General features: G+C 74.4%; 28 protein-coding genes. 13 read left to right on the top strand and 15 right to left on the bottom strand.

All coding sequences use genetic code 11. The features are described 5' to 3' along the window. The first annotated feature begins 130 nt into the window (after positions 1–130). Complete coding sequence (locus ACQP12_RS10465) at positions 131–955, top strand: SigB/SigF/SigG family RNA polymerase sigma factor (RefSeq protein ID WP_357948081.1); 825 nt, start codon at positions 131–133, stop codon at positions 953–955. A 92-nt stretch (positions 956–1,047) separates the two neighbouring features. Here ACQP12_RS10465 and ACQP12_RS10460 read toward each other — a convergent pair whose 3' ends face one another. Next, on the bottom strand, positions 1,048–1,416 hold the full coding sequence (locus ACQP12_RS10460; protein WP_433287041.1) for a methyltransferase domain-containing protein: 369 nt from the start codon (positions 1,414–1,416) through the stop codon (positions 1,048–1,050). Between the two features lie 96 nt (positions 1,417–1,512). On the opposite strand from ACQP12_RS10460, the gene ACQP12_RS10455 reads away from it, so the two are divergent. Next, entirely contained in the window at positions 1,513–4,128 is a 2,616-nt protein-coding gene (locus tag ACQP12_RS10455) for an ATP-dependent RNA helicase (RefSeq protein ID WP_433287039.1), read from the top strand. A gap of 6 nt (positions 4,129–4,134) precedes the next feature. Here the strand turns inward: ACQP12_RS10455 and ACQP12_RS10450 are convergent, their stop codons facing one another. Next, positions 4,135–4,860: a PP2C family protein-serine/threonine phosphatase gene (locus ACQP12_RS10450; RefSeq protein ID WP_357948073.1), complete on the bottom strand. Its 726-nt coding sequence runs from the start codon at positions 4,858–4,860 to the stop codon at positions 4,135–4,137. 202 nt (positions 4,861–5,062) lie between these two features. On the opposite strand from ACQP12_RS10450, the gene ACQP12_RS10445 reads away from it, so the two are divergent. Next, entirely contained in the window at positions 5,063–5,383 is a 321-nt protein-coding gene (locus ACQP12_RS10445) for a DMT family transporter (protein ID WP_357948070.1), read from the top strand. Between the two features lie 27 nt (positions 5,384–5,410). On the opposite strand, the gene ACQP12_RS10440 is transcribed toward ACQP12_RS10445, so the two are convergent. Next, the gene (locus ACQP12_RS10440; RefSeq protein WP_433289209.1) at positions 5,411–5,920 is read right to left on the bottom strand and encodes a GNAT family N-acetyltransferase; all 510 of its coding nucleotides are present in this window, start codon (positions 5,918–5,920) and stop codon (positions 5,411–5,413) included. Between the two features lie 121 nt (positions 5,921–6,041). Here ACQP12_RS10440 and ACQP12_RS10435 point away from each other — a divergent pair, with 121 nt between their 5' ends. The 3 genes from ACQP12_RS10435 to ACQP12_RS10425 are packed head-to-tail and all read left to right on the top strand — an operon-like array spanning position 6,042 to position 8,897. After that, positions 6,042–7,073 carry a serine hydrolase domain-containing protein gene (locus ACQP12_RS10435; RefSeq protein ID WP_433287036.1) on the top strand — a complete coding sequence of 344 codons (1,032 nt, stop codon included), beginning with the start codon at positions 6,042–6,044 and terminating at the stop codon, positions 7,071–7,073. Next, complete coding sequence (locus ACQP12_RS10430) at positions 7,070–8,350, top strand: MFS transporter (RefSeq protein ID WP_433287034.1); 1,281 nt, start codon at positions 7,070–7,072, stop codon at positions 8,348–8,350. Before ACQP12_RS10435 ends, ACQP12_RS10430 begins: the two co-directional genes overlap by 4 nt. Before the next feature lie 13 nt (positions 8,351–8,363). Further along, positions 8,364–8,897 carry a GNAT family N-acetyltransferase gene (locus tag ACQP12_RS10425; RefSeq protein WP_433287032.1) on the top strand — a complete coding sequence of 178 codons (534 nt, stop codon included), beginning with the start codon at positions 8,364–8,366 and terminating at the stop codon, positions 8,895–8,897. A 4-nt stretch (positions 8,898–8,901) separates the two neighbouring features. On the opposite strand, the gene ACQP12_RS10420 is transcribed toward ACQP12_RS10425, so the two are convergent. The 5 genes from ACQP12_RS10420 to ACQP12_RS10400 are packed head-to-tail and all read right to left on the bottom strand — an operon-like array spanning position 8,902 to position 13,472. After that, complete coding sequence (locus tag ACQP12_RS10420) at positions 8,902–9,159, bottom strand: UBP-type zinc finger domain-containing protein (protein WP_357948055.1); 258 nt, start codon at positions 9,157–9,159, stop codon at positions 8,902–8,904. Continuing rightward, positions 9,156–10,736 carry a Na+/H+ antiporter gene (locus ACQP12_RS10415; protein WP_433287029.1) on the bottom strand — a complete coding sequence of 527 codons (1,581 nt, stop codon included), beginning with the start codon at positions 10,734–10,736 and terminating at the stop codon, positions 9,156–9,158. Before ACQP12_RS10415 ends, ACQP12_RS10420 begins: the two co-directional genes overlap by 4 nt. Positions 10,737–10,773: 37 nt before the next feature. After that, the gene (locus ACQP12_RS10410) at positions 10,774–11,742 is read right to left on the bottom strand and encodes a TIGR03885 family FMN-dependent LLM class oxidoreductase (RefSeq protein ID WP_433287027.1); all 969 of its coding nucleotides are present in this window, start codon (positions 11,740–11,742) and stop codon (positions 10,774–10,776) included. A gap of 41 nt (positions 11,743–11,783) precedes the next feature. After that, positions 11,784–13,196, bottom strand: a complete 1,413-nt coding sequence (locus ACQP12_RS10405) for an NADP-dependent succinic semialdehyde dehydrogenase (protein WP_433287025.1) — start codon at positions 13,194–13,196, stop codon at positions 11,784–11,786. 12 nt (positions 13,197–13,208) lie between these two features. Next, positions 13,209–13,472, bottom strand: coding sequence for a DUF6343 family protein (locus ACQP12_RS10400; RefSeq protein WP_433287023.1), 264 nt, complete (start codon positions 13,470–13,472; stop codon positions 13,209–13,211). 165 nt (positions 13,473–13,637) lie between these two features. Between ACQP12_RS10400 and ACQP12_RS10395 the strand changes: the two genes are divergently transcribed. Then, positions 13,638–14,480 (top strand): SGNH/GDSL hydrolase family protein, encoded by an 843-nt coding sequence (locus ACQP12_RS10395; RefSeq protein WP_433287021.1) that lies wholly within the window; start codon positions 13,638–13,640, stop codon positions 14,478–14,480. A gap of 102 nt (positions 14,481–14,582) precedes the next feature. On the opposite strand, the gene ACQP12_RS10390 is transcribed toward ACQP12_RS10395, so the two are convergent. From ACQP12_RS10390 to ACQP12_RS10380, 3 genes are all read right to left on the bottom strand, one after another. Next, the gene (locus ACQP12_RS10390; RefSeq protein ID WP_357948039.1) at positions 14,583–15,320 is read right to left on the bottom strand and encodes an EcsC family protein; all 738 of its coding nucleotides are present in this window, start codon (positions 15,318–15,320) and stop codon (positions 14,583–14,585) included. Between the two features lie 40 nt (positions 15,321–15,360). Continuing rightward, entirely contained in the window at positions 15,361–15,507 is a 147-nt protein-coding gene (locus ACQP12_RS10385; protein ID WP_433287019.1) for a hypothetical protein, read from the bottom strand. Between the two features lie 92 nt (positions 15,508–15,599). Further along, complete coding sequence (locus ACQP12_RS10380) at positions 15,600–16,472, bottom strand: peptidase M23 (protein ID WP_433287017.1); 873 nt, start codon at positions 16,470–16,472, stop codon at positions 15,600–15,602. Positions 16,473–16,863: 391 nt separating this feature from the next. Here ACQP12_RS10380 and ACQP12_RS10375 point away from each other — a divergent pair, with 391 nt between their 5' ends. The 3 genes from ACQP12_RS10375 to ACQP12_RS10365 are packed head-to-tail and all read left to right on the top strand — an operon-like array spanning position 16,864 to position 18,983. Further along, positions 16,864–17,784, top strand: a complete 921-nt coding sequence (locus tag ACQP12_RS10375; protein WP_433287015.1) for a proteasome assembly chaperone family protein — start codon at positions 16,864–16,866, stop codon at positions 17,782–17,784. 58 nt (positions 17,785–17,842) lie between these two features. Continuing rightward, positions 17,843–18,640 (top strand): exodeoxyribonuclease III, encoded by a 798-nt coding sequence (locus tag ACQP12_RS10370; RefSeq protein ID WP_433287013.1) that lies wholly within the window; start codon positions 17,843–17,845, stop codon positions 18,638–18,640. A 22-nt stretch (positions 18,641–18,662) separates the two neighbouring features. Next, a complete protein-coding gene (locus tag ACQP12_RS10365; protein WP_357948024.1) occupies positions 18,663–18,983 on the top strand; it encodes an antibiotic biosynthesis monooxygenase family protein in 321 nt (106 codons plus the stop codon). A gap of 6 nt (positions 18,984–18,989) precedes the next feature. On the opposite strand, the gene ACQP12_RS10360 is transcribed toward ACQP12_RS10365, so the two are convergent. Further along, on the bottom strand, positions 18,990–19,142 hold the full coding sequence (locus ACQP12_RS10360) for a hypothetical protein (RefSeq protein ID WP_433287011.1): 153 nt from the start codon (positions 19,140–19,142) through the stop codon (positions 18,990–18,992). Between the two features lie 97 nt (positions 19,143–19,239). Here ACQP12_RS10360 and ACQP12_RS10355 point away from each other — a divergent pair, with 97 nt between their 5' ends. Next, on the top strand, positions 19,240–19,464 hold the full coding sequence (locus tag ACQP12_RS10355) for a GntR family transcriptional regulator (RefSeq protein ID WP_433287009.1): 225 nt from the start codon (positions 19,240–19,242) through the stop codon (positions 19,462–19,464). Between the two features lie 262 nt (positions 19,465–19,726). Here the strand turns inward: ACQP12_RS10355 and ACQP12_RS10350 are convergent, their stop codons facing one another. Next, a complete protein-coding gene (locus ACQP12_RS10350; protein WP_433287007.1) occupies positions 19,727–20,401 on the bottom strand; it encodes a class F sortase in 675 nt (224 codons plus the stop codon). 8 nt (positions 20,402–20,409) lie between these two features. After that, the gene (locus tag ACQP12_RS10345) at positions 20,410–21,045 is read right to left on the bottom strand and encodes a hypothetical protein (protein ID WP_433287005.1); all 636 of its coding nucleotides are present in this window, start codon (positions 21,043–21,045) and stop codon (positions 20,410–20,412) included. 122 nt (positions 21,046–21,167) lie between these two features. Here ACQP12_RS10345 and trmB point away from each other — a divergent pair, with 122 nt between their 5' ends. Both trmB and ACQP12_RS10335 read left to right on the top strand, forming a co-directional pair. Beyond that, on the top strand, positions 21,168–21,872 hold the full coding sequence (gene trmB / locus ACQP12_RS10340) for a tRNA (guanosine(46)-N7)-methyltransferase TrmB (RefSeq protein WP_433287003.1): 705 nt from the start codon (positions 21,168–21,170) through the stop codon (positions 21,870–21,872). Positions 21,873–21,919: 47 nt separating this feature from the next. Next, positions 21,920–24,424, top strand: coding sequence for a DEAD/DEAH box helicase (locus ACQP12_RS10335; protein ID WP_433287001.1), 2,505 nt, complete (start codon positions 21,920–21,922; stop codon positions 24,422–24,424). 60 nt (positions 24,425–24,484) lie between these two features. On the opposite strand, the gene ACQP12_RS10330 is transcribed toward ACQP12_RS10335, so the two are convergent. Then, the gene (locus ACQP12_RS10330) at positions 24,485–26,113 is read right to left on the bottom strand and encodes a peptidase (protein WP_433286999.1); all 1,629 of its coding nucleotides are present in this window, start codon (positions 26,111–26,113) and stop codon (positions 24,485–24,487) included. Positions 26,114–26,211 lie beyond the last annotated feature (98 nt).

Genomic DNA, 26,211 nt, shown 5'->3' with positions numbered 1-26,211 from the left:
AGTACATCGTACTTTCGGCTAGATTTCCTCGGGCCGATCAGGTTAAGGTGGCTTCCGAACGGCCTAACTGAAGCTAAACCACAGCGTCACGTCTTTTTGTTTCGCGGACGAGGTGCAGGGAGGACCACCCATGACCGCGCACACGATCAGCGAGCCGGCGACGACAACGCCGTCCACCTCCGACAAGCTCGACCCGCGGGCGCTCACGGACAGCGCCGCCGACCTGCTCAACGCCATGGCGGCGCTCCCCGCCCACCACCCGTCGCGCGCCGCGCTGCGCGACCGGGCGATCGAGGCCTGGCTGCCTCTCGCCAACCACCTCGCCCACCGCTACAGCGGCCGGGGCGAGCCCACCGACGACCTGGCGCAGACCGCCGCCGTCGGCCTCATCAAGGCGATCGACAAGTTCGACCCGTCCCGCGGCGTCGACTTCGCCGGCTACGCCATCCCGACCATCATCGGCGAGCTGAAGCGCCACTTCCGCGACCGCACCTGGGACATCCGGGTGCCGCGCCGCCTCCAGGAGCTGCGGCTGGCCATCTCCGACGCCAACAGCACGCTGCTGCAGACCCTCGGCCGCTCCCCGACGGTCGCCGACATCGCCGGCCACCTCAACCTCACCGAGGAAGAGGTCCTGGAGGGCCTGGAGGGCGCCCGCGCCTACAACGCCGTGTCGCTGTCCACCCCGACCGGCGACGGTGACCGGGCCACCGAGCTGGGCGACATGCTCGGCGGCGAGGACGGCGAGTTCGAGCTGGCCGAGCTGCGGGTCGCCCTCGGGCCGGCGCTGGCCACGCTCGACGAGCGCGAGCAGAAGATCCTCACGCTGCGCTTCTACGGCAACCTGACCCAGTCGCAGATCGCCGAGCAGATCGGCGTCTCGCAGATGCACGTGTCCCGGCTGCTGGCCCGGGCGCTCACGAAGCTGCGCGGGCAGCTCGACGGAACGTACTAGGGGGTGGCGGCGGTGGCCGGGTCGGCGGGCCCGGCCACCGTTGACGACCACTCGGGCCCGGTCGGCGGTGCGCCGGCCGGGCCGTTCCGTGTTCAGCGCAGCACCAGCAGGTCCAGCGCGTCGACCACCGGGGCGTGCGGGGTCCGCCGCGCCGCCGCCCGCAGCCGGCGCAGCCCCCGGTCGTAGTCGGCGTCGTCGAGCAGCACCAGCGGGGTGTGCGCCGCGCGCCGCAGCCCGTCGGCCGCCGCCGGCTCGACCGCCACCACGTCCACCCCCCACCAGGCCCGGAAGGCGGCGGCCCACGCGCCGGTGCCCGCCCCCAGGTCGAGCACCCGGTCGCCGGGCCCGACGGGCAGGTGCCGGGCCACCGCGGCGCGCCAGCTCGCCAGGCCGCCGGACGGCACGTGCCGGGTCGCCGCGAAGGCGGCGGCCGAGGCTTCGTCGTACGCGATCATCGCCATGACCGTCACTCCACGCGAGGAAACGGTCACCGTCAATGTGAGAAGTGGAACAGGACCCCGCGCCGGCCGCCCGGCCGGGGGTGCGAGAGTGGGTCCGTGCTCTCCGACGTCTCCCTGGACCTGCCGGTCCGGCCGGTGCTGCCGACGCTGGTCGAGGCGCTGGACGCGGCCGGCGCGGCGGTCCTCGTGGCGCCCCCGGGCACCGGCAAGACCACCCTCGCGCCGCTCGCGGTGGCCGACCGGGTTCCCGGCCGGGTGGTCATCGCCCAGCCGCGCCGGGTGGCCGCCCGGGCCGCCGCGCACCGGATGGCCGCCGTGCTCGGCGAGAGGGTCGGTGAGCGGATCGGGTACGCGGTACGCGGCGAACGCCGCGTCGGTCCGCGGACCCGGGTCGAGGTGGTCACCACCGGCCTGCTGGTCCGCCGGCTGCACCACGACCCGGAGCTGCCCGGCGTCGGCGCCGTGCTGCTCGACGAGTGCCACGAGCGGCAGCTCGACGCCGACCTGGCGCTGGCGTTCACCGTGGATGCCCGCGGCACGCTGCGGCCGGACCTGTGGCTGCTGGCCATGTCGGCCACCCCGCGGGCGGACCGGTTCGCCGCGCTGCTCGGCGGGGACGCTCCCGCACCGGTGGTCCGGGCCGAGGCCGCCCTGCACCCGGTGGACCGGATCTGGACGCCCCCGCCCCGCCCGGTCGCCGCACCCGGCGCGGGACGGGTCGACCCGGCGCTGCTGGACCACGTGGCGGCCACGGTGCGCCGGGCCCTGCGCGAACGCGCCGGGGACGTGCTGGTCTTCCTGCCCGGCGCCGGCGAGATCGCCGCCGTCGCGGGCCGCCTGGCCGACCTGCGCGACGCGGTCGCCGTGCTGCCCCTGCACGGCCGGCTGCCCGGCGCCGCGCAGGACGCCGCGCTCACCCCGCTGGCCGGGCGACGCCGCGTGGTGCTGGCCACCGCGGTGGCGGAGAGCAGCCTCACCGTGCCCGGCGTCCGCGTCGTGGTGGACGCCGGGTTGAGCCGGGTGGCGCGCACCGACCTGGCCCGTGGGCTGGGCGCGCTGGTCACCGTGCCGGTGTCCCGGGCGGCGGCCACCCAGCGGGCCGGCCGGGCCGGGCGGGAGGCGCCGGGCGCGGTCTACCGGTGCTGGTCGGAGGCGACCCACGCCCGGCTCGCTCCGCAGCCCGAGCCGGAGATCGCCGCCGCCGACCTGACCGGGTTCGCGCTGGAGCTGGCCGCCTGGGGCACCCCGGACGGCGCCGGCCTGGCGCTGCCCGATCCCCCGCCCCCGGCCGCGCTGGCCGTCGCCCGGGACACGCTGACCACGCTCGGCGCGGTCGACTCCGACGGCCGGATCACCGCCCGCGGGCGTGCCATCGCGGCCGCCGGCGCGCATCCCCGGCTGGCCCGCGCGCTGCTCGACGGCGCGGAGCGGGTCGGCGCCGACCGGGCCGCCGAGGTGGTGGCGCTGCTCGCCGAGGAGCAACTCGGCGGCGCCGGTGACGACCTCACGGCGCTGTGGCGCCGGCTGCGCACGGGCGCCGACCCGGCCGCCACCGCCCGCTGGCGCGCCGAGGTACGCCGCCTGCGCACCGCCCTGCCCGGCGCCCCGCCCTCAGGCCGCCCCGGACCCGACCTACCCGACGACCGGACCCCAGGACGCCCCGGGCGCCCTGGGCGTTCCGGACCTGATCTCCGGTCCGGCGACGGGACGGCGGGACAGCCCGGGCGCCTGCCCGACGATCTGGCGGCGGGGCTGCTGGTGGGGCTGGCGTACCCGGAGCGGTTGGCGCGGGTGCGGCGGGCCGGCGGGTCCGCGTACCTGATGGCCGGCGGGACCGCCGCGGAGCTGGCGGCCGGGTCGGGGCTGGCGGGATCGGCGTGGCTGGCGATCGCCGTGGCCGACCGCTCCCCCGGCGCGCCGACCGCCCGGGTCCGGCTGGCCACCCCGGTCGACGAGGCGACCGCCCGGGAGGCCGGCGGGCCGCTGCTGCGTGCCGCCCGCGAGGTCGGCTGGTCCGGCGGGGACGTGGTGGCCCGGGAGGTGGTCCGGCTCGGCGCGATCGAGCTGGTCGACCGGCCCCTCGCCGCACCCGATCCGGCGCGGCTCGCCGAGGCGGTGCTCGCCGGGCTGCGCCAGGACGGCCTGACCCTGCTCACCTGGACGCCGGAGGCCACGGCGCTGCGCCGGCGGCTGGCCTTCTGCCGGCGGGCGCTCGGCGACGAATGGCCGGACGTCTCCGACGCCGCGCTGCTCGCCGCCGCGCCGACCTGGCTGGGCCCGGAGCTGACCCGCGCGCGCCGCCGGGCCGACCTGGCCCGGGTCGACGTGGCGGCGGCGCTGCGCCGGCTGCTGGACTGGCGGCAGGCGGCCCGGCTGGACGAGCTGGCGCCGGAGCGGCTCCCGGTGCCGAGCGGATCGCGGATCCGTCTGGACTACGCCGACCCGGCCGCGCCGGTGCTGGCCGTTAAGCTCCAGGAGACGTTCGGCTGGCCGGCCGCGCCGCGGATCGCCGACGGCCGGGTGCCGGTGCTGCTGCACCTGCTCTCCCCCGCCGGCCGGCCGGTGGCGGTCACCGCCGACCTGGCCTCGTTCTGGCGGACCGGCTACCCGCAGGTGCGGGCGGAGCTGCGCGGGCGCTATCCCCGCCACCCGTGGCCGGAGGACCCGACCACCGCCGAACCCACCCGCCGCGCCAGCCCGCGCCGGCGCTGACCCGGGCTACTCGTCGACCACGTCGGCGATCACCACGGTGACGTTGTCCGGGCCGCCGGCCCGCAGCGCCAGGTCGATCAGCTTGGCCGCGCACGCCTCCCGCTCCGGGTGGCCGCCGAGCACCTCCGCGAGGGTGTCGGGACGGACCACGTTGGAGAGGCCGTCGCTGCACAGCAGCCAGCGGTCGCCGGCCCAGGGCACCATCGTCGCGTAGGTCGGGGAGACCTCGTCGCCCTGCAACGCCTGGGTCACCACGGCCCGGCGGGGGTGGCTGCTCGCCTGCTCGGCGGTGATCACGCCCTGGTCGACCAGCATCTGCACGAAGGTGTCGTCCCGGGTGACCTGCTTCAGCACGCCCTCCCGGAACAGGTAGGCCCGCGAGTCGCCGACGTGCGCGAGGGCCAGGCAGCTGCCGGTGCGGGCGAACAGCAGCGCGGTGAGGGTGGTGCCCATGCCCTGGCGTTCCGGGTCCTCCTCGACCGCCCGCCGGATCCCCGTCGTGGCCAGCTCGATGCCGCCCTGGAGGGCGGCGACCAGCGCGTCCTCGGGGGTTTCCACGTCCAGCGGCGCGAACGCGTCCATCGCGATGCGGCTGGCCAGGTCACCGGCGGCCATGCCGCCCATGCCGTCGGCGACGGCGACCAGCCAGTTGCCGGCGTGCTGGGCGTCCTGGTTGCCACTGCGGATCAGCCCACGGTCGCTCGCCCCCACGGAACGAAGCTTCAGGGTCATGGGACGCAGCCTGCCAGTTGTAGGGCTCGGTTGTCTCTAGGAGATCAGGACCATGCTACGTGGCGCGGCGAATCTCACTGCCGCCGGCAACACCCCACCGCCACGAGAAGCGCCGCCCGAGATCCTGGTGCCGGGTGGCCCCTCAGGGGGCCGTTTCCTACCAAGATCTCGTCCGCCGTCCGGCCTTCGATACCGTCCCGGGATGGCGTACCTCTTCCTGCTCGGCGCGATCACCGCCGAGGTCATCGGCACCAGCCTGCTGAAGGCGACCGACGGCTTCACCCGGCTCTGGCCCACCGCCGGCCTGGCGGTCGCCTACCTCTCCGCGTTCGGGCTGCTCGCCGTGGCCGTCCGGGACATCCCGGTCGGCGTCGCGTACGCGGTCTGGTCCGGGCTCGGCACCGCGGCCATCATGGCGATCGGGGCGGCCTTCCTCGGCGAGCCGCTGAGCGTCGCCAAGGTGGTCGGCGCGGGCCTCGTGATCGCCGGGGTGGTGGTGCTCAACCTCGGCGGCGCCCACTGACGCCGACAGACGGCGCCGCGCGGCGGGTCAGGCGACCGGGCGGCGCATGGCGACGCGGTCGGCCGGGTCCAGCCCGAGTGCGGCCTCGGCGGCCAGCAGCCCGGCCAGCCCCGGAGTCACCTCCGCCCCGGTCAGCTCCCGGAACCCGCAACGGGCGTAGTACGGCCCGTTCCACGGGACGCTGCGGAACGTCGTCAGGGTCAGCGCGGGCAGTCCCGCCCCGGCGGCCCACCCGGCCACCTCGTCGAGCAGCCCCCGCCCGATCCCCCGCCGGGCGTACGCGGGCTCCACGCTGAGCTGCTGGACGTGCGCGCAGCCGTCGACCAGGTCGACCAGCGCGAAGCCGACCGGGCGGTCCGCGACGTCGACCGCCACCCGGACACGTCCGTCCCGCTGGGCGGCGACCAGCACGTCCAGCGGCAGCGGTGGCATGTCGGCGACGTCGGTCATGCCGATCTCCCGGAACGGGGCGCCGGAGGCCACCTCGATCCGCTGCACCTCGGTCAACTCGTCGGCCCGGGCCGTCCTGCTGCGCATCACGGCCCCGACCCTGGCAGAGCCGATCCGCGCGGGCGAGCGGATTACCGTCCGCCGGTGTGACGGGGGTCGCCCGGTTCGGGGCCGCCGGCCCGGCGGCGCCCTGCCTAGGGTCGGGATCATGACCGTCGACATGGATCTCGGCGCGGTGCGGGCCGCCGTCGCCCGGCAGGCCGCCCGGGTGACCGAGGGCATCGAGGACATGGAGCGCTACCTTGCCGCGCAGGTGGCCGACGAGTCGCACCGGGAGGTGACCGGGCCGCTGCTGCCGGGCACCGGGGCGAGCGGCGTCATCCGGCACCGCGGCGAGGTGCTCGCCACCTGGGGCGATCCGGCGGCGTCCGAGATGTTGTTCAGCGGCACCAAGGCGGTCGTCGCGACCGTCGCCGGGGTGGCCTTCGACCGGGGCCTGCTCGACCCGGACGCGCCGGTGCGGGACACCGTCGATCACCCGTTCCTCGCCGGGCTCGGGGTCGACGGGATCACCTGGGCGCACCTGCTCCAGCAGACCAGCGGCTGGACCGGCGAGCTGTGGGGCAAGCCGACCGGGGCGGACGCGCAGAGCCGCCGGGAGGGCTTCGAGCGGGAGGGTGCGCCGGGCGCCGGCTGGGCGTACAACGACGTGCGGGTGAACCTGCTCTGCCTGGCGCTGACCCTGCTGTTCCGCCGCCCGCTCGGCGAGGTGCTGCGCGAGGCCGTGCTCGAACCGGTCGGCGCCTCCGCGTCCTGGTCCTGGCACGGGTACGCGGACGCGGTGGTTGACGTCGACGGCGTCCCGGTGCCGGTGGTGAGCGGCGGGGCGCACTGGGGCGGCGGGCTGTGGATCTCCGCCGCCGACCTGGCCCTGCTCGGCGAGGTCTACCGGGCGGGCGGCACGTGGCAGGGCCGGCGGCTGCTCAGCGCCGAGTGGATCCGGCGGGCCTGGTCGCCGTGCCCGCTGAACCCGGACTACGGCTACCTCTGGTGGCGCAACGAGTCGGGGAAGGTGCAGCCCGGCGCACCGGCGACGGGACGCTGCGCCCGTGGCAACGGCGGCCGGCACCTGCTGTGGGTCGATCCCGACCGGGACCTGGTCATCGCCTCCCACTGGGGCGACCGGGTCGCCGAACTGATCACCGAGGTGTCCCGGGCGGTGCCGCCGGTCATGCGATGAGCCGCTGGTCGCGCATATCGCCGATCCCACCGCCCGGGGAGCTGCGCACGCTTGCCCTGGCCACGCTGGCCAACACCGTCGGCTCGGGGCTCTGGCTCACCGGCGGCGCGCTCTACCTGACCCGGGACGTCGGGCTCTCCCCCGCCTCGGTCGGCGCCGGACTCACCCTCGCCGGCCTGGTCGGGCTCACCGCCAGCGTGCCGCTGGGCGCGCTCGCCGACCGGCGGGATCCCCGTACGCTCCGCGCGCTCATCCAGTTGGGCCAAGCCCTCGCCGCTGCGGCGTACCTGCTGGTCGGCTCCTTCCCGGTGTTCCTCGCGGTGGCGGTCCTCGAGATGCTGCTCGCCTCCGGCAACCTGGCCGTCCGCGCGGCGCTGGTCGCCGCGGTCGCCGGACCCCGGGGTCGCGTCCACGCGTTCGCCACCCTGCGTGCCGTGGCGAACCTGGGCATCGCGGTGGGGGCCGGGCTGGCCGGGTTCGCGCTGGCGGCGGACAGCCACCTGGCGTACCAGGTGCTGGTGGCCGGCAACGCGCTCACCTACCTGCTGTCGGCGGCGCTGCTGCTGCGGCTGCCGGCCCACCCTCCGGCGGGCGGCGGACGCGGGCCCGGGGGTGGGCGCCGGAACGGCGTGCTCCGGCCCGGCACGGCACTGCGGGACGTGCGGTTCCTCGCCGTCAGCGGCGCGTCGGCCGTGCTGGCGCTGCACTGGACGCTGCTCGCGCTGGTGGTGCCGCTGTGGACGGTGACGCGGGCCGGGGCGCCGCCGCCGGTGGTGTCGGCGGTGCTCCTGACGAACACCGTGCTCACCGTGCTGCTCGCGGTGCGGCTCGGCCGCGGCGCCGACGACGCCACCCGCGCCGCGCGCTCGATGCGCCGCGCCGGGCTGGTGCTGGCCGCGGCGATGCTGCTGTACGCGGCCACCGCCGGCCTGCCGCCGGCCGCGTCGGTCACGCTGCTGCTGGCCGCGACCGTGGTCTACACGTTCGGCGATCTCTGGCACGGCACCGCCGGGGCGGGTCTGGCGTACGACCTGGCCCCGCCGGACGCGATCGGCGCGTACCAGGGCGTGGACGGCATGTTGGCCGGCCTGTCCCGCGCGGTCGGTCCGGCTCTTCTCACGCTGCTGGTGCTCGACGGCGGCGTGCCGGGCTGGCTCGCGGTCGGGGCGGTCTTCGCCGGCGTCGGCCTGGCCACGCCCGCGCTCACCCGGTGGGCGCTGGCGAACCGGCAGCCGGCCCGGCCGGCGACCGGTGATCGTCCCGCCGCGCCCGTGTAGGAGCATGACCGGCATGACGGACCAGCACACCATCGCCATCCGCCCCGGTGGTCCGGCCGACGCCGCCAGCGTGCTGCGGCTGCTCGACAGCGCCACCGCCTGGCTGGTGGAGCGCGGCCGGACCGGCCAGTGGGGCACCGAGCCCGCGTCGGCCGACCCGCGCCGGATCGCCCAGGCCGACGCGTGGGCGGGCGGCGGCGGGCTGTACCTGGCGATGCTCGGCGACGCCTCGGTGGGCGCCCTGGTCGTGGGGGCGGCCACCGCCTACGTGCCGACGGCCACCGAACCCGAGCTGTTCGTCAACCTGCTGGTCACCGACCGCGCGTACGCGGGCCACGGGATCGGGGCGCGGCTGCTCGCGTACGCGGCGGAGCTGGCCCGGGAGCGTGGCCTGGGGCTGCTCCGGGTGGACTGTTACGGCGGGGACGACCGGGCGCTCGTCCGGTTCTACGAGGGCTGCGGCTTCACCGCGACCGACCGGTTCACCGTCGAGCGCCCGGGCCGGCCGCCGTGGCCCGGTCAGGTGCTGGAACGCCGCCTCGGCTGAGCGGTCAGCCGATCTCCTCGTCGACGAAGCACCAGCGCCAGGTCTCGCCGGGCTGGACCGAGCGCATCACCGGGTGCCCGCTCGACTCGAAGTGCTTGCTGGCGTGCTGGTAGGGCGACGAGTCGCAGCAGCCCACGTGGCCGCAGGTCAGGCACCCCCGCAGGTGCACCCAGTCGTCGTTGCCGATGGCCACGCAGTCCGGGCACTCGGTCGTGGTCGCGAACTCGGCGTCGCCCGCCTCGGTCAGGTGTGCACAGCTCACTCGTCGGCCTCCTGTCGCAGCAACGACTCCTCCAGGTCCAGGTCGCGGTAGGCGCGGACCAGCACCTCCTCCGGGATCTTCCCGGAGTCGCGGGCGGCCCGGAAGACCTCCCGCTCCGCGTCGATCATCTCCTGCCGCAGTCGACCGTACGCCCGGGAGGGGGTCTCCCGCTCCTCGCCCCCGAGCCGTTCCCAGGCCACGTTGGTGCGGCTCTGCACCAGCCCGCGCAGCCGTTCCACCACGGCGTCCGGCGCCCCGGCGGCCAGTTCCTCCAGCCGTTCCCGGGCGGCCCGGCTGGCCTGCTGCTGCACGGCGGCGGCGGAGAGCGCGTCCTGCACCGGATCGTCCGGCGCCAGTTTCGCCGCGCGGGCCACGGCCGGCAGGGTGGCGCCCTGCGCTACGAGGGTCACCACGATCACCGCGAACGCCAGCCAGATGAACAGCTGCCGCGGGTACGCCCGGTCGTCGGCCAGCGTGAGCGGCAGGGCGAGGGCGGCGGCGAGGGTGACCACGCCGCGCATCCCGGCCCAGCCGATCACGAAGGGAACCCGCACCGACAGCGGCGTCTCCCGGCGGCGCGCCCGGGGCACCAGCCGGCCCAGGTAGGTGGCCGGGAGGAGCCAGACGAACCGGGTCAGCACGACGGCGGCCAGCACCGCGGCGGTGACCCCGACCAGCCGGCCGGCCGGCTCGTCCAGGTCCCGGAGCACGTCGGGCAGTTGCAGGCCGACCAGCAGGAAGACCAGCCCTTCGAGCAGGAACTGGATCAGCCGCCAGAACGCGCCCACCTGGAGCCGGGAGGCGGCGGACATCAGCAGCGGCTGCTTGTGCCCGATGCCCAGCCCGGTGACCACCACAGCCACCACGCCGGACGCGTGGATCTCCTCGGCGGCGAAGACCACCGCGAACGGCACGATCAGCGACAGGGCGTTGTCCAGCACCGGGTCGCTGATCCGCTTGTGCAGGGCGCCGAAGACCACCACGCCGAGCAGCCCGACGAGGACACCGCCGCCGGCCGACACCAGCACCTCGCGGGCGACCGCGCCGACCCCGACGTGACCGCCGGCCGCGGTGGCCGCGGCGACCGCGACCCGCAGCAGCACCAGCGCCGTGGCGTCGTTGACCAGGCTCTCCCCCTCCAGGATCGTCACGACCCGCCGGGGCAGGCCCACCCGCCGGGCCACCGCGGTGGCGGCCACCGCGTCGGGCGGCGCCACGACCGCGCCGAGGGCCAGGCAGATCGCGTACGGGACGTCGGGCAGGATCAGGTGGACGACGGTGCCCACCACGAACGCGGTGAAGAGCACCAGCCCGACGGCGAGCAGCAGGATCGGCCGGAGGTTGAGCCGGAACGCCGGCACCGACGTCTTCAGCGCGGCCACGTAGAGCAGCGGCGGCAGGATGCCGACCAGCACCAGTTCCGGGTCGAGGTGGACCTGCGGGAAGCCGGGCACGAAGGACAGGACGAGGCCGAGCACGACCAGCAGGATCGGTGCCAGCAGGCCGAGCCGGCGGGCCAGCGCCGCGCCGAAGGTCGCGATCGCGAGGATGACCACGACCTCGATCAGAGCTTCCATGGGGTACGAGCCTAGGCGGCCGGCGGCCCCGACGTGATCACGAGGCGGCGGTACGGAGTTTCGGCAGCACCTCGGTCCCGAACGTGTCGATGAAGGCCCGCTGCTCCTGCCCGACGTGGTGCAGGGCGATCTGGTCGAAGCCCAGCGCGACGTACTCCTCAAGCCAGCCGACGTGCCGGCCCAGGTCGGCGGAGACGTTGACCACCGAGGTGACCTTCTCCAGCGGCACGTCCTCGCTGACCACGTCGAAGTGGTCGGCCAGTTCCAGGTCCCAGCAGACCGGCGGGGCGAAGACGTTGCTGCGCCACTGGTCGTACGCGACGGCCTCGGCCTCGGCCTGGTCGGGCGCCCAGCTCACGTGCACCTGGAGGTGCAGCGGCCCGCGCCCGCCGGCGTCCCGGTAGGCATCGATCATGCGCCGCAGGTGCTCCACGGGCGCGTTGACGGTGATCAAACCGTCGGCCCACTCGGCGCACCAGCGGGCGGTCTCGACGCTGACCGCCGCCCCGATGAGCGCGGGCGGCTCCTCGGGACGGGTCCACAGCTTCGCCCGGTCCACGGTGACCAGGCCGTCGTGGCTGACCTCCTCGCCGGCGAGGAGCGCCCGGATCACGTCCACGCACTCGCGCAGCCGGGCGGCGCGCACGTCCTTGCGCGGCCAGCCGGTGCCGGTGATGTGCTCGTTGCTCGCCTCGCCCGTGCCGAGCGCGGCCCAGAAGCGGCCCGGGTACATGGCGGCCAGGGTGCCGATGGCCTGCGCGACGACGGCCGGGTGGTAGCGCTGGCCGGGCGCGTTGACCACGCCGAACGGCAGGTTGGTGGCCTGGAGCGCGGCGCCGAGCCAGGACCAGGCGAAGCCGGAGTGGCCCTGCCGGGCGCTCCACGGCGAGAAGTGGTCCGACGACATGGCGGCGTCGAAGCCGGCCCGTTCGGCGTGGATCACCGCCGCCAGCAGCCGGGACGGGTGGATCTGCTCGTGGGACGCGTGGAAGCCGAACACCGTCATGGGGGCATGTCCTACCCATGACGGCGTCCGGTCAATCGCGGCTACTCCGAGTGCGCCCCGGCTCCGGCGCCGGCCTCCCCCTCGCCGACCCAGACGGTCTTGGTGTTGCAGAACTCGCGCATGCCCACGGCGGAGAGCTCGCGCCCGTACCCGGAGTTCTTCACGCCGCCGAAGGGCAGCTCCGGATAGGACGTGGTCATGCCGTTGATGAAGACGTTGCCGGCGTCCAGGTCGACGGCGAAGCGCTCCTGCTCGGCGGGGTCGCCGGTCCAGGCGTTGGAGCCGAGGCCGAAGTTGGTGCCGTTGGCGACCTCGATGGCCTCCTCGTAGGAGCCGACCCGGTAGAGGCCGGCGACGGGCCCGAACACCTCCTCGGCCCACATCCGCATCTCCGGGCGCAGGTCGGTGACCACGGTCGGCGGGTAGTACCAGCCGTCGCCGGACGGCTTCTCGCCGCCGCACAGGACGGTGGCGCCGTTGTCGACCGCGTTCTGCACCTGGGCGTGGATCTCGTCCCGGCCGCCCTCGCTGGCGAGAGGGCCCACGTCGGTGTTCTCGTCCATCGGGTCACCGACCCGCAGCGCCGACATCCGGGCGGCGAACTTCTCGGCGAAAGCGTCGAAGACGTCGGTGTGCACGATGAACCGCTTGGCGGCGATGCAGGACTGGCCGTTGTTCTGGCAGCGGGCCGTGGTGGCCACCTCGGCCGCCTTGTCGAGGTCGGCCGAGGGCATCACCACGAACGGGTCGCTGCCGCCCAGCTCCAGCACGGTCTTCTTGAGTTCCCGGCCGGCGACCTGGGCGATCGAGCGGCCGGCCCGCTCGCTCCCGGTGAGCGTGGCGGCCCGGACCCGGTGGTCGCTGAGGATCCGGTCCACCGCGTCGGAGCCGACCAGCAGGGTGGTGAAGGCGCCCTCCGGGAAGCCGGCGCGCCGGAACAGCTCCTCCAGGTAGAGGGCGGTCTGCGGGACGTTGGAGGCGTGCTTGAGCAGCCCGGTGTTGCCGGCCATGAGGGCCGGCGCGGCGAACCGCATCACCTGCCAGAGCGGGAAGTTCCACGGCATCACGGCGAGCACCGGGCCGATCGGCTGGTGGCGGACGTACGCCCGCTTGGCCTTGACCGCGGCGGCGTCGGCGGGCTCGTCGGCGAGCATCTTCGCGGCGTTGGCGGCGTAGAAGCGGCAGGCCGTGGCGCACTTGGTCACCTCGGCCTTCGCCGAGGCGTACGTCTTGCCCATCTCGGTGGTCATCAGCCGGGCGGTCTCGTCCCGCTCGGCCTCCAGCAGGTCGGCCGCGGCGATCATCCACCGGCCACGCTCGGCGATCGTGGTCCCGTGCAGCTGCCGGAAGGCCAGGTCGGCGCGCTCGATCGCCGCGTCGATCTGCTCGTCCGACATGGGGTCGTAGGTCTTGAGCACCTGTCCGGTGGCGGGATTGGTGGTGGCGATGGGCATGTCGTACTCCTGTCACTCGAACAGCGAGTGCCGCACGCCCGGCTCCTCGCGGCGGCGCGCGGCGCGGCGGCGCTGGATGACGACGAGGTCGACCACGGCCACCACGGCGAGGATCGCGCAGACGACGCCCAGCCAGGTCACGCCGGCGGCGAACGCGAGCACGGCGAGGACGGTCATGACGACCAGGCCGAAGACCGCGAGGGTGAGCCGCAGGTTCAGCGCGCTGTACGCGTGGCCGACCGTGCCGCGGGCACGGCGGGGCTGTGATCGCGTCATTCCTACGGGCTACCCCGGCACGGCCCGGGCTAACCAGTTGCCGCCGCTCGTAACACCCTCATGTGAACGACGGTTGTCGATGCCGGAAAGGCGACAACGCCCCCGTCCGGACGGCCGGGGCGCATAGGGTCGACGCGCCGCTTCTGCCGCCGGACGGGGGACGGTATGCCTCGACGTTGGATCGCCGCGCTCGCCTGCCTCGCGGCGCTGGTCGCGCTCGCCTGCGACGGCTCCGGCTCGGTGTCGCCCCGGCCGTCCGGTTCCGCGCCCCCGGGCGCGCCGACGGTGCTGACCGCGCTCGGCGACTCGATCACCAGCGGCTTCGGCTCCTGCCTGGTCCTGGTGAGCTGCGAGCGCAACTCCTGGTCCAGCGGCGACGGCCTCCGGGTGCGCAGCCTCTACCGCCGGCTGCACGAGGACGACCCGACGCTGCGGGCGCACAACCGGGCGACGCCGGGCGCCCGCGCGGCCGGCCTCGCCGACCAGGCCCGGGCGGCGGTGCGCGACCGGGCCGACCTGGTCACCGTGCTGATCGGGGCGAACGACGCCTGCCGCGACGACGTCGACGACATGACGCCGACGGCAACCTTCCGCCGGCAGGTCGACGCGGCCCTGGCCGTGCTGCGCAGGGGCCGGCCGAAGGCCCGCGTGCTGGTGGTCAGCCTGCCCGACCTGCACCGGCTGTGGGAGCTCGGGCACACCGAGCCCCGGGCGGTGCGGGCCTGGTCGCGCGGCGTCTGCCCGGCGCTGCTGGCCGACGCCACGTCGACCGCGCCGGCCGCGGTGGCCCGCCGGGCCCGTTTCCGGGAGCGGATCGACGCGTACGACGCGCAGCTGCGCGCCGCCTGCCGCGCGTACGGGTCGCGGTGCCGGTGGGACGGCGGCGCGGTGCACCGGACCCGGTTCGGCCTGGACGAGGTGAACGCGCTGGACTGGTTCCATCCGAACGCCGCCGGCCAGGACCGGCTCGCCGACGTCGCCTGGGACGCCGCGGGCTGGGCCGGCTGAGCCCGGCCGGGCCGCCCGCCACGGGAGGGCGCGGGCCCCGGCGTCTGCCCGGGCCGGCGCGGGCCCCGGTGTTTGCCCGGGCCGGCACGGGCCCGGCGGTGGTCAGGGCCGGCGCGGGCCGGGGAGTTGGCGCGGGCCGCCCCGGTAGAGGGCGCGGGCCCGGTCGGCGAGGTCCCTGGTGGCCGACGAGTTCGCCCAGGTGCCGAGGATGATCGCGGCGCCGGGGATCACCTTGGCGAACATCCGCTTCGCGGCGCGCACCCCGGCCATCCGGGCCAGCCGGACGCCGAGCTGGAGCATCACCTTGCCCAGCGGGCGCTGCCCGCCCATGCCGAACAGCGCGCCGGCCCGCTCCCGACCGGCGGCCACCCCCAGGGCGAGCCGGGCGCTCTCGGCGACCTTGTGCACCCGCTGGAGCACGAGCAGGTCGGTGGCCCGGTCGGGGTGGACCGCGTCGACGCCGTACGCGGCAGCCACGTGCAGCACGAGCCGGGCCTGGGTCCACGCCAGCACGCCCACGTCGATCACCGCGCCGGGCAACCCGGCCGCGCCGGAGACCGCCCCGGAGAGCCGGGCGTGGTTGACGAACTTGCGTACCGCCTGGTCGGCCAGCTCGTCGGCGGGGACGTCCGGTCGCTGCGCCCGCTCCCGCTCGGCCCACTGCGCCGCCTCCGGCCCGAGCCGGCGCACCGCCTCCAGGGCCAGGTGCTCCGGCGCGTACTGCGGGTCGTCCCGCATCCGGTCCCAGAGCCGGGCCGGTGGCGCCTCGGGCGCCTCGACCGGCGGGGCCGGCTTCGGGGGAAGGGTGGGTTCGCCGTCGACGGGGGCGGAGTCGGTCACGAGGGGGCTCCCGGGGGTGGTTGCTGCGGGGGCGGAGCGGTCAGCGCCGGCGCGAGGACAGCCGGTTGGCGAGCTTCTTGAGCTTCGCCTGGTTCTCCGGCCTGGCCAGCTCCCGCCGGCCGCGGTCGACCAGCTGCTGACCGCGGGGCGATCGCAGGAAGGCGGTGAGTCGTTGCACCAGTGACATGTCGTCCTCCTGTCCGCGGTCCCCCCTCATGTGTACCCGGGACCGGCAAGTCCCTGATACCCGGATCGGCCCTGCGGCAACCCGGCCGTGGGTCAGCCCAGGATCTCCTTGACCACCGTGTTGGCACGCCACTCGTGCTGGGCGTACGCGTCGGGGAACGCGGACACCTGGACGGCCTGCGCGGCGACGGTCAGGGGCAGATCCTGCCAGCCGGGGATCTCCTCCAGGGCGGAGAGGAACGCCTTGGTGGCGTACTCCGGGTCCATCAGCTCCTCCACGCTGCCCCAGCCGCTGCTCGGGCGCTGCTGGAACAGCCCGACCGAGTCGTGGTCCCAGCCGATGGCCTGGTGCGGGTAGTTCTGCGACTCCGGCAGCACGGCGCTGGCGTAGTTGAGCAGCGTGCTCTCCTGCATGGCGGTGGCCACCGCGATGACCAGGCCGCGACGCGGCACGCCCATCTCCCGGCCGGCCTGCACGATCTTCTTTGCGTTGTTCATCTGGGTCTGGTCCAGGCCGGCGACCGGGACGATCCGGCGCGGCTTGGGCTTGGCCTTGGGCTTGGGCTTGGCGGTCGCGGAGGGGCTGGCCGAGGGGGCCGCGCTGGGGGTGGCCGGGGCGGTGCTCTCGCGGGTCAGGCCGCGGGAGGCGGCGTCGAGGGCCGCCCGCTGGGCGACCTCGGCCGAGGCGGCCGGGTTCGGGGTGTCGCCGGCCGGGCGGGCGCCGATCTGGCTGAAGCCGCCGACCATGCCGAGGCAGCAGACCGCGCCGGTGGCCACGGCCATCTTCGTCCGGCCGGGCCGGGCGGAAAGGGGGTTCATCAGGGCGCCGAAGCGGGTACGCAGGGAACCACGGGCAGTGGATGCCTCCGCGCAAGCGGTCGACTGATCGGTCGAGGGGGTATCGTCCGAACGGTCAGCCGAGCCGTCGAGGCCGTACTGGTCGTCGAGGGTGCCGTCGTCACGCATTCGACGAGGCTAGACAGGGCAAACCGGGATCACCCAGGCCCATCGGGTGGTCCTCGCCACAGTCTGCGCCCGGAAAACCGGACACCCGTCGCGGCCCCGGGTCGGCGGGTGACGGACCTCGCGACCCGGGAAAACCTCCGGTGTGGCCCGGGTCGCACCGCCCCGGGCAGGAACCTCGCAGCCTCCCCGCCGCCACGCAGTGATCGACTAACTCGTCCTTTCGGTGGACCCGCACCCGGACCGGGAGGAGGAGCCGATCCGGCGCCGTCGCCGAATTGTGATCATCAGTCGGCCCGTAACGGAATGGACCACGCGTGCCGGTACGTTGGCCGAACGGGGTGCCGTGTGCGCGCGGCCCACCCCGTACGCGTCGACAGGAAGGTCCGAACCGGTGCTCGACCCACACGAGCTCTACGAACTCAGCGACGATCTGCCCGATCTCGGCCAGCCGGTGCTGATCCAGGCCCTCACGGGCTTCGTCGACGCCGGCAGCGCCACCCGGCTCGCCCGGGAGCAGCTGCTCACCTCCCTGGAGGCGCGGCCCATCGCCCGGTTCGACGTCGACCAGCTCTTCGACTACCGCTCCCGCCGGCCGGTGATGACCTTCATCGAGGACCACTGGGCCGACTACGACGCCCCGGCGCTGGAGCTGCACCTGCTGCGCGACGACGACGAGACCCCGTTCCTGCTGCTCACCGGCCCCGAGCCGGACCTCCAGTGGGAGCGTTTCGTGGCCGCTGTCGCCGCGCTCTGCGCCCGGCTCGAGGTCCGGCTCACCGTCGGGCTCAACTCGATCCCGATGGCCGTCCCGCACACCCGGCCCAGCGGCGTCACCGCGCACGCCACCCGGCGCGAGCTGATCTCCGGGTACGAGCCCTGGCTCCAGAAGGTCCAGGTGCCGGCCGGCGTCGGCCACCTGCTGGAATACCGCCTCGGCGAGCGCGGTCGCGACGCCCTCGGCTTCGCCGCGCACGTGCCGCACTACGTCGCCCAGGCCGAGTACCCGGCCGCCGCCGAGGCGCTGCTCGCCGCGGTGTCCCGCAGCACCGGGCTGCTGCTGCCCCGCGACGGCCTGGGCGCCGCCGCCGAGGTGGTGCGGGTGGAGATCGACCGCCAGGTCGCCCAGACCGAGGAGGCGGCCACCCTGGTCCAGGCCCTGGAGGAGCAGTACGACGCGTTCGCCCGGGGCCGCGGCGAGAAGAGCCTGCTCGCCCCGGAGACCGGCCCGCTGCCCACCGCCGACGAGCTCGGCGCCGAACTGGAACGCTTCCTCGCCGAGCAGACGCGGCCCGGAGACACGCCGGAGCGCTGACGCGACACCCCGCCGGACTGACCGGGCGGGGTGACCGCTGATGGGGCAGGCTGGAGACATGCGCCTGGCGACCTGGAACGTCAACTCGGTGAAGGCCCGCCTCCCCCGCCTGCTCGACTGGCTGGCCACCACGAAGCCCGACGTCGTCTGCCTGCAGGAGACCAAGTGCCCCGACGGGGCCTTCCCGGTCGCCGAGGTGGGCGAGCTGGGCTACGAGGCGGCCAGCCACAGCGACGGCCGGTGGAACGGGGTGGCCATCCTCTCCCGCGTGGGCCTGGCCGACGTGGCGGTCGGCTTCCCCGGCGAGCCGGGCTTCCCCCTGCCGGAGGCCCGGGCCATCTCGGCGACCTGCGCCGGCCTGCGGGTCTGGTCGGTGTACGTGCCCAACGGCCGCTCCCCCGACGACCCGCACTACGCGTACAAGCTGGCCTGGTTCGCGGCGCTGCGCGACGCCCTGGAGTCGGAGGTGGCCGGCGGGCTGCCGCTCGCGGTCTGCGGAGACTTCAACGTCGCCCCGACCGACGCCGACATCTGGGACCCGAAGCTCTTCGTCACCTCCACCCACGTCACCCCGGCCGAGCGGGCCGCGCTGGCCGCACTGCGCGACCTCGGCCTCAGCGACGTGGTGCCGACGCCGATGAAGGGCCCGCACCCCTACACCTACTGGGACTACCGGGCCGGCATGTTCCACCAGAACAAGGGCATGCGGATCGACCTGGTCTACGCCACCGCGCCGTTCACCCGCGCGGTCACCTCGGCGTACGTGGACCGGGAGGCCCGCAAGGGCAAGGGCCCCTCCGACCACGCCCCGATCGTGGTCGACGCCGACCTGGTGCCGGCCGTCGAGACGTTCTGACCCGGCTCGTTAGGGTGGAGCCATGGCAGTCGTGAAGATCAACGCGATCGACGTCCCGCCCGGCGCCGGCGAGGAGCTGGAGAAGCGGTTCGCGGCCCGGGCCGGCGCGGTGGAGAACTCCCCCGGCTTCCTCGGCTTCGAACTGCTCCGCCCGGTCGGCGGGGAGAGCCGCTACTTCGTCTACACCCGCTGGGAGACGGAGGAGGCCTACCAGGCGTGGGCGCAGGGGCCGTCGCGGGCCGCGCACGCCGGCGGCGAGGGCGGCGAGCCGCGCAAGCCGGTCGCCACCGGAGCCACGCTGCTGGAGTTCGAGGTCGTGCAGCAGGTCCCCGCCAAGAGCTGACCACGCCTACTTCTGGAACATGGTCGACGCCACGTCGGCCATGAGCTTGAGGGCCCAGTCGAGCTGCGGGCACGTCTCCCGGTCGCGGCACTCCAGGCAGCCACCAGCCCGCCACGGCTGGTCGAGGGCCCGGGTCCAGTGCGTGTCGATGAACCGCATCAGTTCTCACTGTCTCCACTTCGCCGCGTTGTCGCCTTGTCCCGGTCAGGTGCGGGCTGGAAACATGATCTCCGCTGAAGTCCAGGAGAGCCGATTCATGCCGACCAGACCACCGCACTACCGACGTGTCGCCGACGACCTCGAAGCCAAGATCCGCGCCGGCGAATACGCCCCCGGGCAGCAACTGCCCTCCGTCTCGGAGATCGGCGAGATCTACAACGTCGCCCGGTCGACGGCCTACCGCGCCGTGAAGGAACTGCACGCGCGCGATCTCATCTACGGCCAGCAGGGCCAGGGCGTCTTCGTCGCGGAGGCGGAATAGCCGACGCTCCTGGCTTGAGTCGTTGCCGACGTCAGCTCGAAAGGCGCTCGCAGATGCACGCCCCGGTCGCCGCTCCCTGTCCAGCGCCTAGGAACTTGATGTCGTAGGTGGATCGCCCGGCGCCGCTGGAGGGCGGGCCGAGGTGAGTCACCCACGTCATCAAGTTCCTAGCCGCTCGTGAGCTGTGCCTGGCCCGCCTCGGACGCCGCCAATCGCGTCTCGACGCCGGGGCACGCGGGATCTTGGTGAGGCGCTGTTCGCGTCAGGGGTTGCGGGTGTCGAGGAGAGACGCGAAGGCGATCACGTTGTCCTGGTAGCCGGTGTGGCCGCCGACCCACTCGCCGCCGCAGGTGATCAGCCGCAGCTCGGCCGGCCCGGCGTCGCCGTAGACCCGGTCGGCGGGGAGGTCGGCCTTGTCGAAGTACTCGACCGTGTCGACCTTGAAGGACACCACGCTGCGGTCCGACCGGGTCACCTCGATCCGGTCCCCCGGCTTGAGCTCGTGCAGCCGGTAGAAGACCGCCGGCCCGCTCTTGGTGTCCACGTGCCCGACGATGATCGCCCGGCCCGGGTCGCCGGGCACCGCCCCGCGGTTGTACCAGCCGGTCTGGTGGTGCTCGGTCAGCGGCGGGACGTCGATCGAACCGTCGCGCGCCTGACCGACCGGGGTGACCGGGGCGCTGATCTTGATGGCCGGCACGGCGAGGCGCACCGGAAGGCTGGCCGGCTCCCGCGCCCGGGCCGGCTCGGTGGTCCGCCTGCTCGACCCGGTCGCCGCGTCGGCCCAGTCGAACGGCCCGGCGGTCCGGCCCAGCCCCGCGCCGGTGGCGAAGACCCCGACCAGCACCAGCAGCACGGCGAGCGGCGTCGACCACGGCCGGCGGCCGGCGGCCCGGGCCGCCCGGGGGGTGGGCTGGGGGGTGGGGTTCGCGGCCATGGCGGGGCTCAGCGCCGGGCGGCGCCACGGATGGTACGGGGCTGCCGGCGGGACGCGGCCACGCCGACCACCGCGCCGGCCACGGTCAGCGCCAGCCCGACCGGCACCAGCAGCCCACCGAGGCCACTGCCGGCGGTGCCGCCGAAGCCGGTCGCCGGCCCGCGGCTGGGCTGCACCCGCTTGACCACCTGGAGCATGGTCGACGCGGTCTGCCCGCCGGGGCACTCCAGCTTCACCCGGTAGTTGCCGGGGCGGGTGCGTTCCCGGACCATCGGCGAGGCGGTGAGCAGGCCGCGCTGCGGCTGCACCTGGATCCGGCCGAACGCGTCGGAGACCACGGTGGCCGGCACCGAGTTGTCCCGGCAGCTCGCCCGGATGCCCACCAGGAAGCCGGCCTCGACGGTGCTCGGCGTGACCTCCACGAAGATGAGGTCACCGGGCGACGGCTGCGGCCCCGGCTGGCCGGGCGCCGGCTCGGCAGCGGGCACCAGGGCGGCGGATCCCACCATGGCGGGTCCCAGCGGCGCCACGGAGGACACCGAGACGGCGGGTGGGCCGGCCTGGGCGGGCAGCGCGCCGACCAGCGGGGCGGTGCACGCGGCGGCCGCGACGAGCAGCGCCGCACGTCCCGTGACTGACACCATGCCCCCTCCCGGCGTCGGGTCGGGCGGCGGGCCACCCGTCCTGCCGTACGGGATGAATCCTCTCACCCCTGGCCGCCCATCACATCCGATCCACTGCGGCGGTCGCGTACGCTCGGGTCGCTGTGACCTCCACCGACTTCAGCGCCGCGCCGCCGGCCCACGCCGCCCGTATCCGCACCTTCCACCCGCGTCGCGGGCGGATGAGCGACCGGCAGCGCGACGCGCTCGCCCGGCTCTGGCCCGCGTACGGCCTGGAGATCGACGACCTGGACGGGCCGTGCGATCCGACGGCGCTGTTCGGACGGCGGGCGCCGCTGGTGCTGGAGATCGGTTCCGGCATGGGCGACGCCACCGCGGTGATGGCGGCCGCCGACCCGGACCGACACTATCTGGCGGTTGAGGTGCACACGCCCGGAATCGCCAACCTGCTCGACCTGGTGGAACGGCACGGCCTGGACAACGTGCGGGTGGCCAAGGGCGACGCGCTGGACCTGGTCCGGGCCATGCCGGAGGGCTGCCTGGACGCGGTGCACATCTTCTTCCCCGACCCGTGGCCCAAGGCCCGCCACCACAAGCGGCGGATCATCCAGCCGGCGCACGTGGCGCTGTTGCGGTCCCGGCTGGTCCCCGGCGGGACGCTGCACTGCGCGACCGACTGGGCCGAGTACGCCGACTCGATGCGGGAGACGCTGACCGCCGACCCGGAGCTGGTCGACGTGCACGGCGGCTGGGCGCCCCGCCCGGCGCACCGGCCGGTGACCAAGTTCGAGCGCCGGGCGCTGACCGCCGGGCGGGAGATCTTCGACCTGGTCCACCGGCGGCGCTGAACCCGGTTGGCGCGGGGGCCCATGATCCAGGCACGATGGGAGCCGCCATGACTCTCACCGCCGCGCTGCCGAAGAGCGCCGACCCCGACACCCTCTACGACGCGTTCGCCGGCTGGGCGTCCGAGCGCGGTCTCGACCTCTACCCCCACCAGGAGGAGGCGGTCATCGAGATCGTCTCCGGCGCGAACGTGATCATGAATACGCCGACCGGCTCGGGCAAGAGCCTGGTGGCGATCGCCGCGCACTTCGCCGCGCTGGCCGACGACCGGACCACCTTCTACACCGCGCCGATCAAGGCGCTGGTCTCGGAGAAGTTCTTCGCCCTCTGCGAGGTCTTCGGCGCGGAGAACGTCGGCATGCTCACCGGCGACGCCAGCGTCAACGCCGACGCCCCGATCATCTGCTGCACGGCGGAGATCCTGGCCAACCTGGCGCTGCGCGAGGGCGCCCGCGCCGACGTCGGCCAGGTGATCATGGACGAGTTCCACTTCTACGCCGAGCCGGACCGGGGCTGGGCGTGGCAGGTGCCGATCATCGAGCTGCCGCAGGCGCAGTTCGTCCTCATGTCGGCGACGCTCGGCGACACCACCCGCTTCGTGGACGACCTGACCCGGCGCACCGGGCGGCCGACCGCCGTTGTCCGCTCGGCCGAGCGGCCGGTCCCGCTCCTCTTCTCGTACGCGATGACGCCGCTGCACGAGACCCTGGAGGAGCTGCTGGCGACCAAGCAGGCCCCGGTCTACGTCGTGCACTTCACCCAGGCCGCCGCGCTGGAGCGCGCCCAGGCGCTGATGAGCGTGAACGTCTGCACCCGGGCCGAGAAGGACATGATCGCGAACGCGATCGGCAACTTCCGGTTCACCTCGGGCTTCGGAAAGACGCTGTCCCGGCTGGTCCGGCACGGCATCGGCGTGCACCACGCCGGCATGCTGCCCAAGTACCGCCGCCTCGTGGAGACCCTGGCCCAGGCCGGGCTGCTCAAGGTCATCTGCGGCACCGACACCCTCGGCGTCGGCATCAACGTGCCGATCCGCACCGTGCTCTTCACCGGCCTGTCGAAGTACGACGGCGTCCGGACCCGCCTGCTCAAGGCCCGCGAGTTCCACCAGATCGCCGGCCGGGCCGGGCGGGCCGGCTTCGACACCCTCGGCCGGGTCGTGGTGCAGGCCCCCGAGCACGTCATCGAGAACGAGAAGGCTCTCGCCAAGGCGGGCGACGACCCGAAGAAGCGCCGCAAGGTGGTGAAGAAGAAGCCGCCGGAGGGCTCCATCGGCTGGGGCGAGCCGACCTTCCAGCGCATGGTCGAGGCCGAGCCGGAGCCGCTGACCTCCAGCTTCCAGGTCAGCCACTCGATGCTGCTCAACGTCATCGGCCGGCCCGGTGACGCGTTCGCCTCGATGCGGCACCTGCTCACCGACAACCACGAGGACCCGGCCGCCCAGCGCCGGCACATCCGCCGGGCCATCGCCATCTACCGGGCGCTGCGGGCCGGCGGGGTGGTCGAGGAGCTGCCCGAGCCGGACGAGCAGGGCCGCCGGGTGCGGCTCACCGTCGACCTCCAGCTCGATTTCGCGCTCAACCAGCCGCTCTCCCCGCTCGCGCTGGCCGCCGTCGAGCTGCTTGACCGGGAGTCACCGTCGTACGCGCTCGACGTGCTCAGCGTGATCGAGTCGATCCTGGACAACCCGCGCCAGGTGCTCTCCGCGCAGCAGTTCAAGGCGCGCGGCGAGGCGGTCGCCGCCATGAAGGCCGAGGGCATCGAGTACGAGGCGCGCCTGGAACTCCTCGACGAGGTGACCTGGCCGAAGCCCCTCGCCGAGCTGCTGGAGTCGGCGTACGAGATGTACCGGCGGGGCCACCCCTGGGTCGCCGACCACGAGCTCTCCCCCAAGTCCGTGGTCCGCGACATGTACGAGCGGGCCATGACGTTCACCGAGTACGTCCAGTTCTACGGCCTGTCCCGCTCCGAGGGCCTGGTGCTGCGCTACCTCGCCGACGCGTACAAGACGCTGCGGCAGACCGTCCCCGAGGACGCCAAGACCGAGGAGCTGGTCGACCTCATCGAGTGGCTGGGCGAGCTGGTCCGCCAGGTCGACTCCAGCCTCATCGACGAGTGGGAGCGGCTGCGCAACCCGTCCGACGTCGCCGAGGTGGCCGCATCGCTGGACGACCGGCCGCCCGCGGTCACGCGCAACGCCCGCGCGTTCCGGGTGCTGGTGCGCAACGCGCTGTTCCGCCGGGTCGAGCTGGCCGCACTGCGCCGCTGGGACCTGCTCGGGGAGTTGGACGCCGAGCACGGTTGGCACGCCGACGCGTGGGCGGACGCGCTGGAGCCGTACTTCGAGGCGTACGACTCGATCGGGGTGGGACCGGACGCGCGCGGGCCGGCGCTACTGATGATCGAGCAGGGCCGGGAGCGGTGGACCGTACGCCAGATCCTGGACGACCCGGAGGGCGACCACGACTGGGGCATCAGCGCCGAGATCGACCTCGCCGCCTCCGACGAGGCGGGCGCCGCGGTCGTCCGGATCACGGACGTCGGACAGCTCTGACCCCCGCTGACGCCGCCGGGGTGAGCCGGGAGACCGGCCCACCCCGGCGGGGTCGGTGAATCAGTCGCGCGGGGTCTGGAAGGCCACGCGGCGACGGCGGAACATGACGAACAGCACGGCGCCGAGCGCGAGCACGGCGGCGCCGCCGCCGGCGAGCGCGGCGGCCGGGGCGCCGGTGACCGGCAGCCCGCCACCGGAGCCGCCGTTGCCGTCACCGGAGCCGCCCTCGGCGCCGGTGATGACGATGCGGGCCGTGTTGTTCTCCGGCTTCGACTCGGTGGAGGACGTCGCGCCGTCGACCACGACGGCGCCGTCCTTGCCCGGCGTCGACTTGATCTTCAGCTTGACGGTGGCCTTGATCCGGCCCCAGCCGGAGGCGACGCTCGGGAACTCGCTCTCGAAGTTGCAGCGTAGCTTCGCCGACTCCGGCAGCTGCCTGCCCGGGGTGCCGTCGGTGTAGCACCACTCGGCGGGCAGCAGCACCGTGCCGCTCGGCGCGGTGATGACGACCCCGGGGCCGCCGCCGTCGGACGGGCCGTTGTTGACGACCTCGTAGGCGAGGTCGACCGTCTGGCCGACGGCGCCCTTCACCGGCGGCACGGTGACGGCGACGTCGAGCGTGTTCTTCTTGGTCCAGAGCCGGACGTCGGCGTAGTTGTCCGACTCGTCGAGCTCACGCTCCACGACGGACTGCCGGGCGAGGCCCGCGCGCACCGCCTTGGCGTGCAGCTTCTCGGCTGCGGAGGCGAACGACGGGCCGGTGCCCTTGGCGGTCGCGACCTTCTTCGCCGCCTGCGCCTCCCCGGCCAGGGCCGTGCTGAAGGCGGCGTAGTTCTCGTCCGGACCGGGCAGGTTGCGGCCGAACGTGATGTTGAACAGCGACGTGCCGGTCTCGTCGTCGAACAGCAGCAGCCCCTCGCCGGGCTTCAGCGTCAGCGGCACCGTGCAGGTGACCTGGCTCGGCCCGTACACGTAGGGGGCGCCGATGTCCTTCGGGTAGTAGTCGACGTAGGTGCAGTCGCTGTACCGCTCGACGAAGGTGGCGCCGGTGGGCAGGTCGACCCGGACCGTGAAGTCCGTCGCCGGGCTGTCGCCCTCGTTCAGGACACCGCTGTAGAGCGGGACGCGGTCGCCCGCGCCGACCGGGTGCGCCTTGTCGTTCAGGTTGTCGGCGGCGGCCACCAGGTCGGGACCCGACGGGACCACGGTGACCGGGAAGCTGGTCGTGTTGTCGCCGGGGTTGGCGTCGTCCTCGGCGCCGGCGATGGTCACGCTGACCGAGCCCGCGTCGCCGGGCGTGGCGCCCGTGCGGCTCGCCAGTGACACCGGGTAGATGGTCGTGACCTGCCCGGCCTCAAGACGGCCGACCGTGCAGGTGACCTTGGCGTTGGCGAGCTTGCAGGTGTCGTCCCAGTCGGACACGGAGGCCGTGACCGCGTCGGAGAGCTTGCTGAGGTCGAGGGTGACGGTGACCGCGCTCGCGTCGGCCTCACCGTAGTTGTAGACGTACATGCCGATGGTGGTGCCGCTGTTGTCGATCTCCGCGACGGGTTCGCGGTCGAACGAGACGAAGAGGTCGGGCAGCGCGTCCGCGGCGTGCGCCGGGGCGGAGAGGCCGAACAACGCGGTCGTCGCCAGCACCGCCGCGCCGACGGCGAGGCGGGACCAACGGGCCGTGAGGGATGTCATGTGTGTGCTCCGAAAGAGAACGATGGAAGCCCGCACTCTAATTGATGATCAGCAACGGCGATGTCCCGTGCGAAGAGACCCCTCCAGACCCTGGGCGA

Source organism: Micromonospora sp. CA-244673, from assembly GCF_050948395.1.
Classification (GTDB): Bacteria; Actinomycetota; Actinomycetes; order Mycobacteriales; family Micromonosporaceae; genus Micromonospora.
Note: the sequence above shows the minus strand (reverse complement) of the source record. Positions and strands in the feature narration are given on the sequence as shown.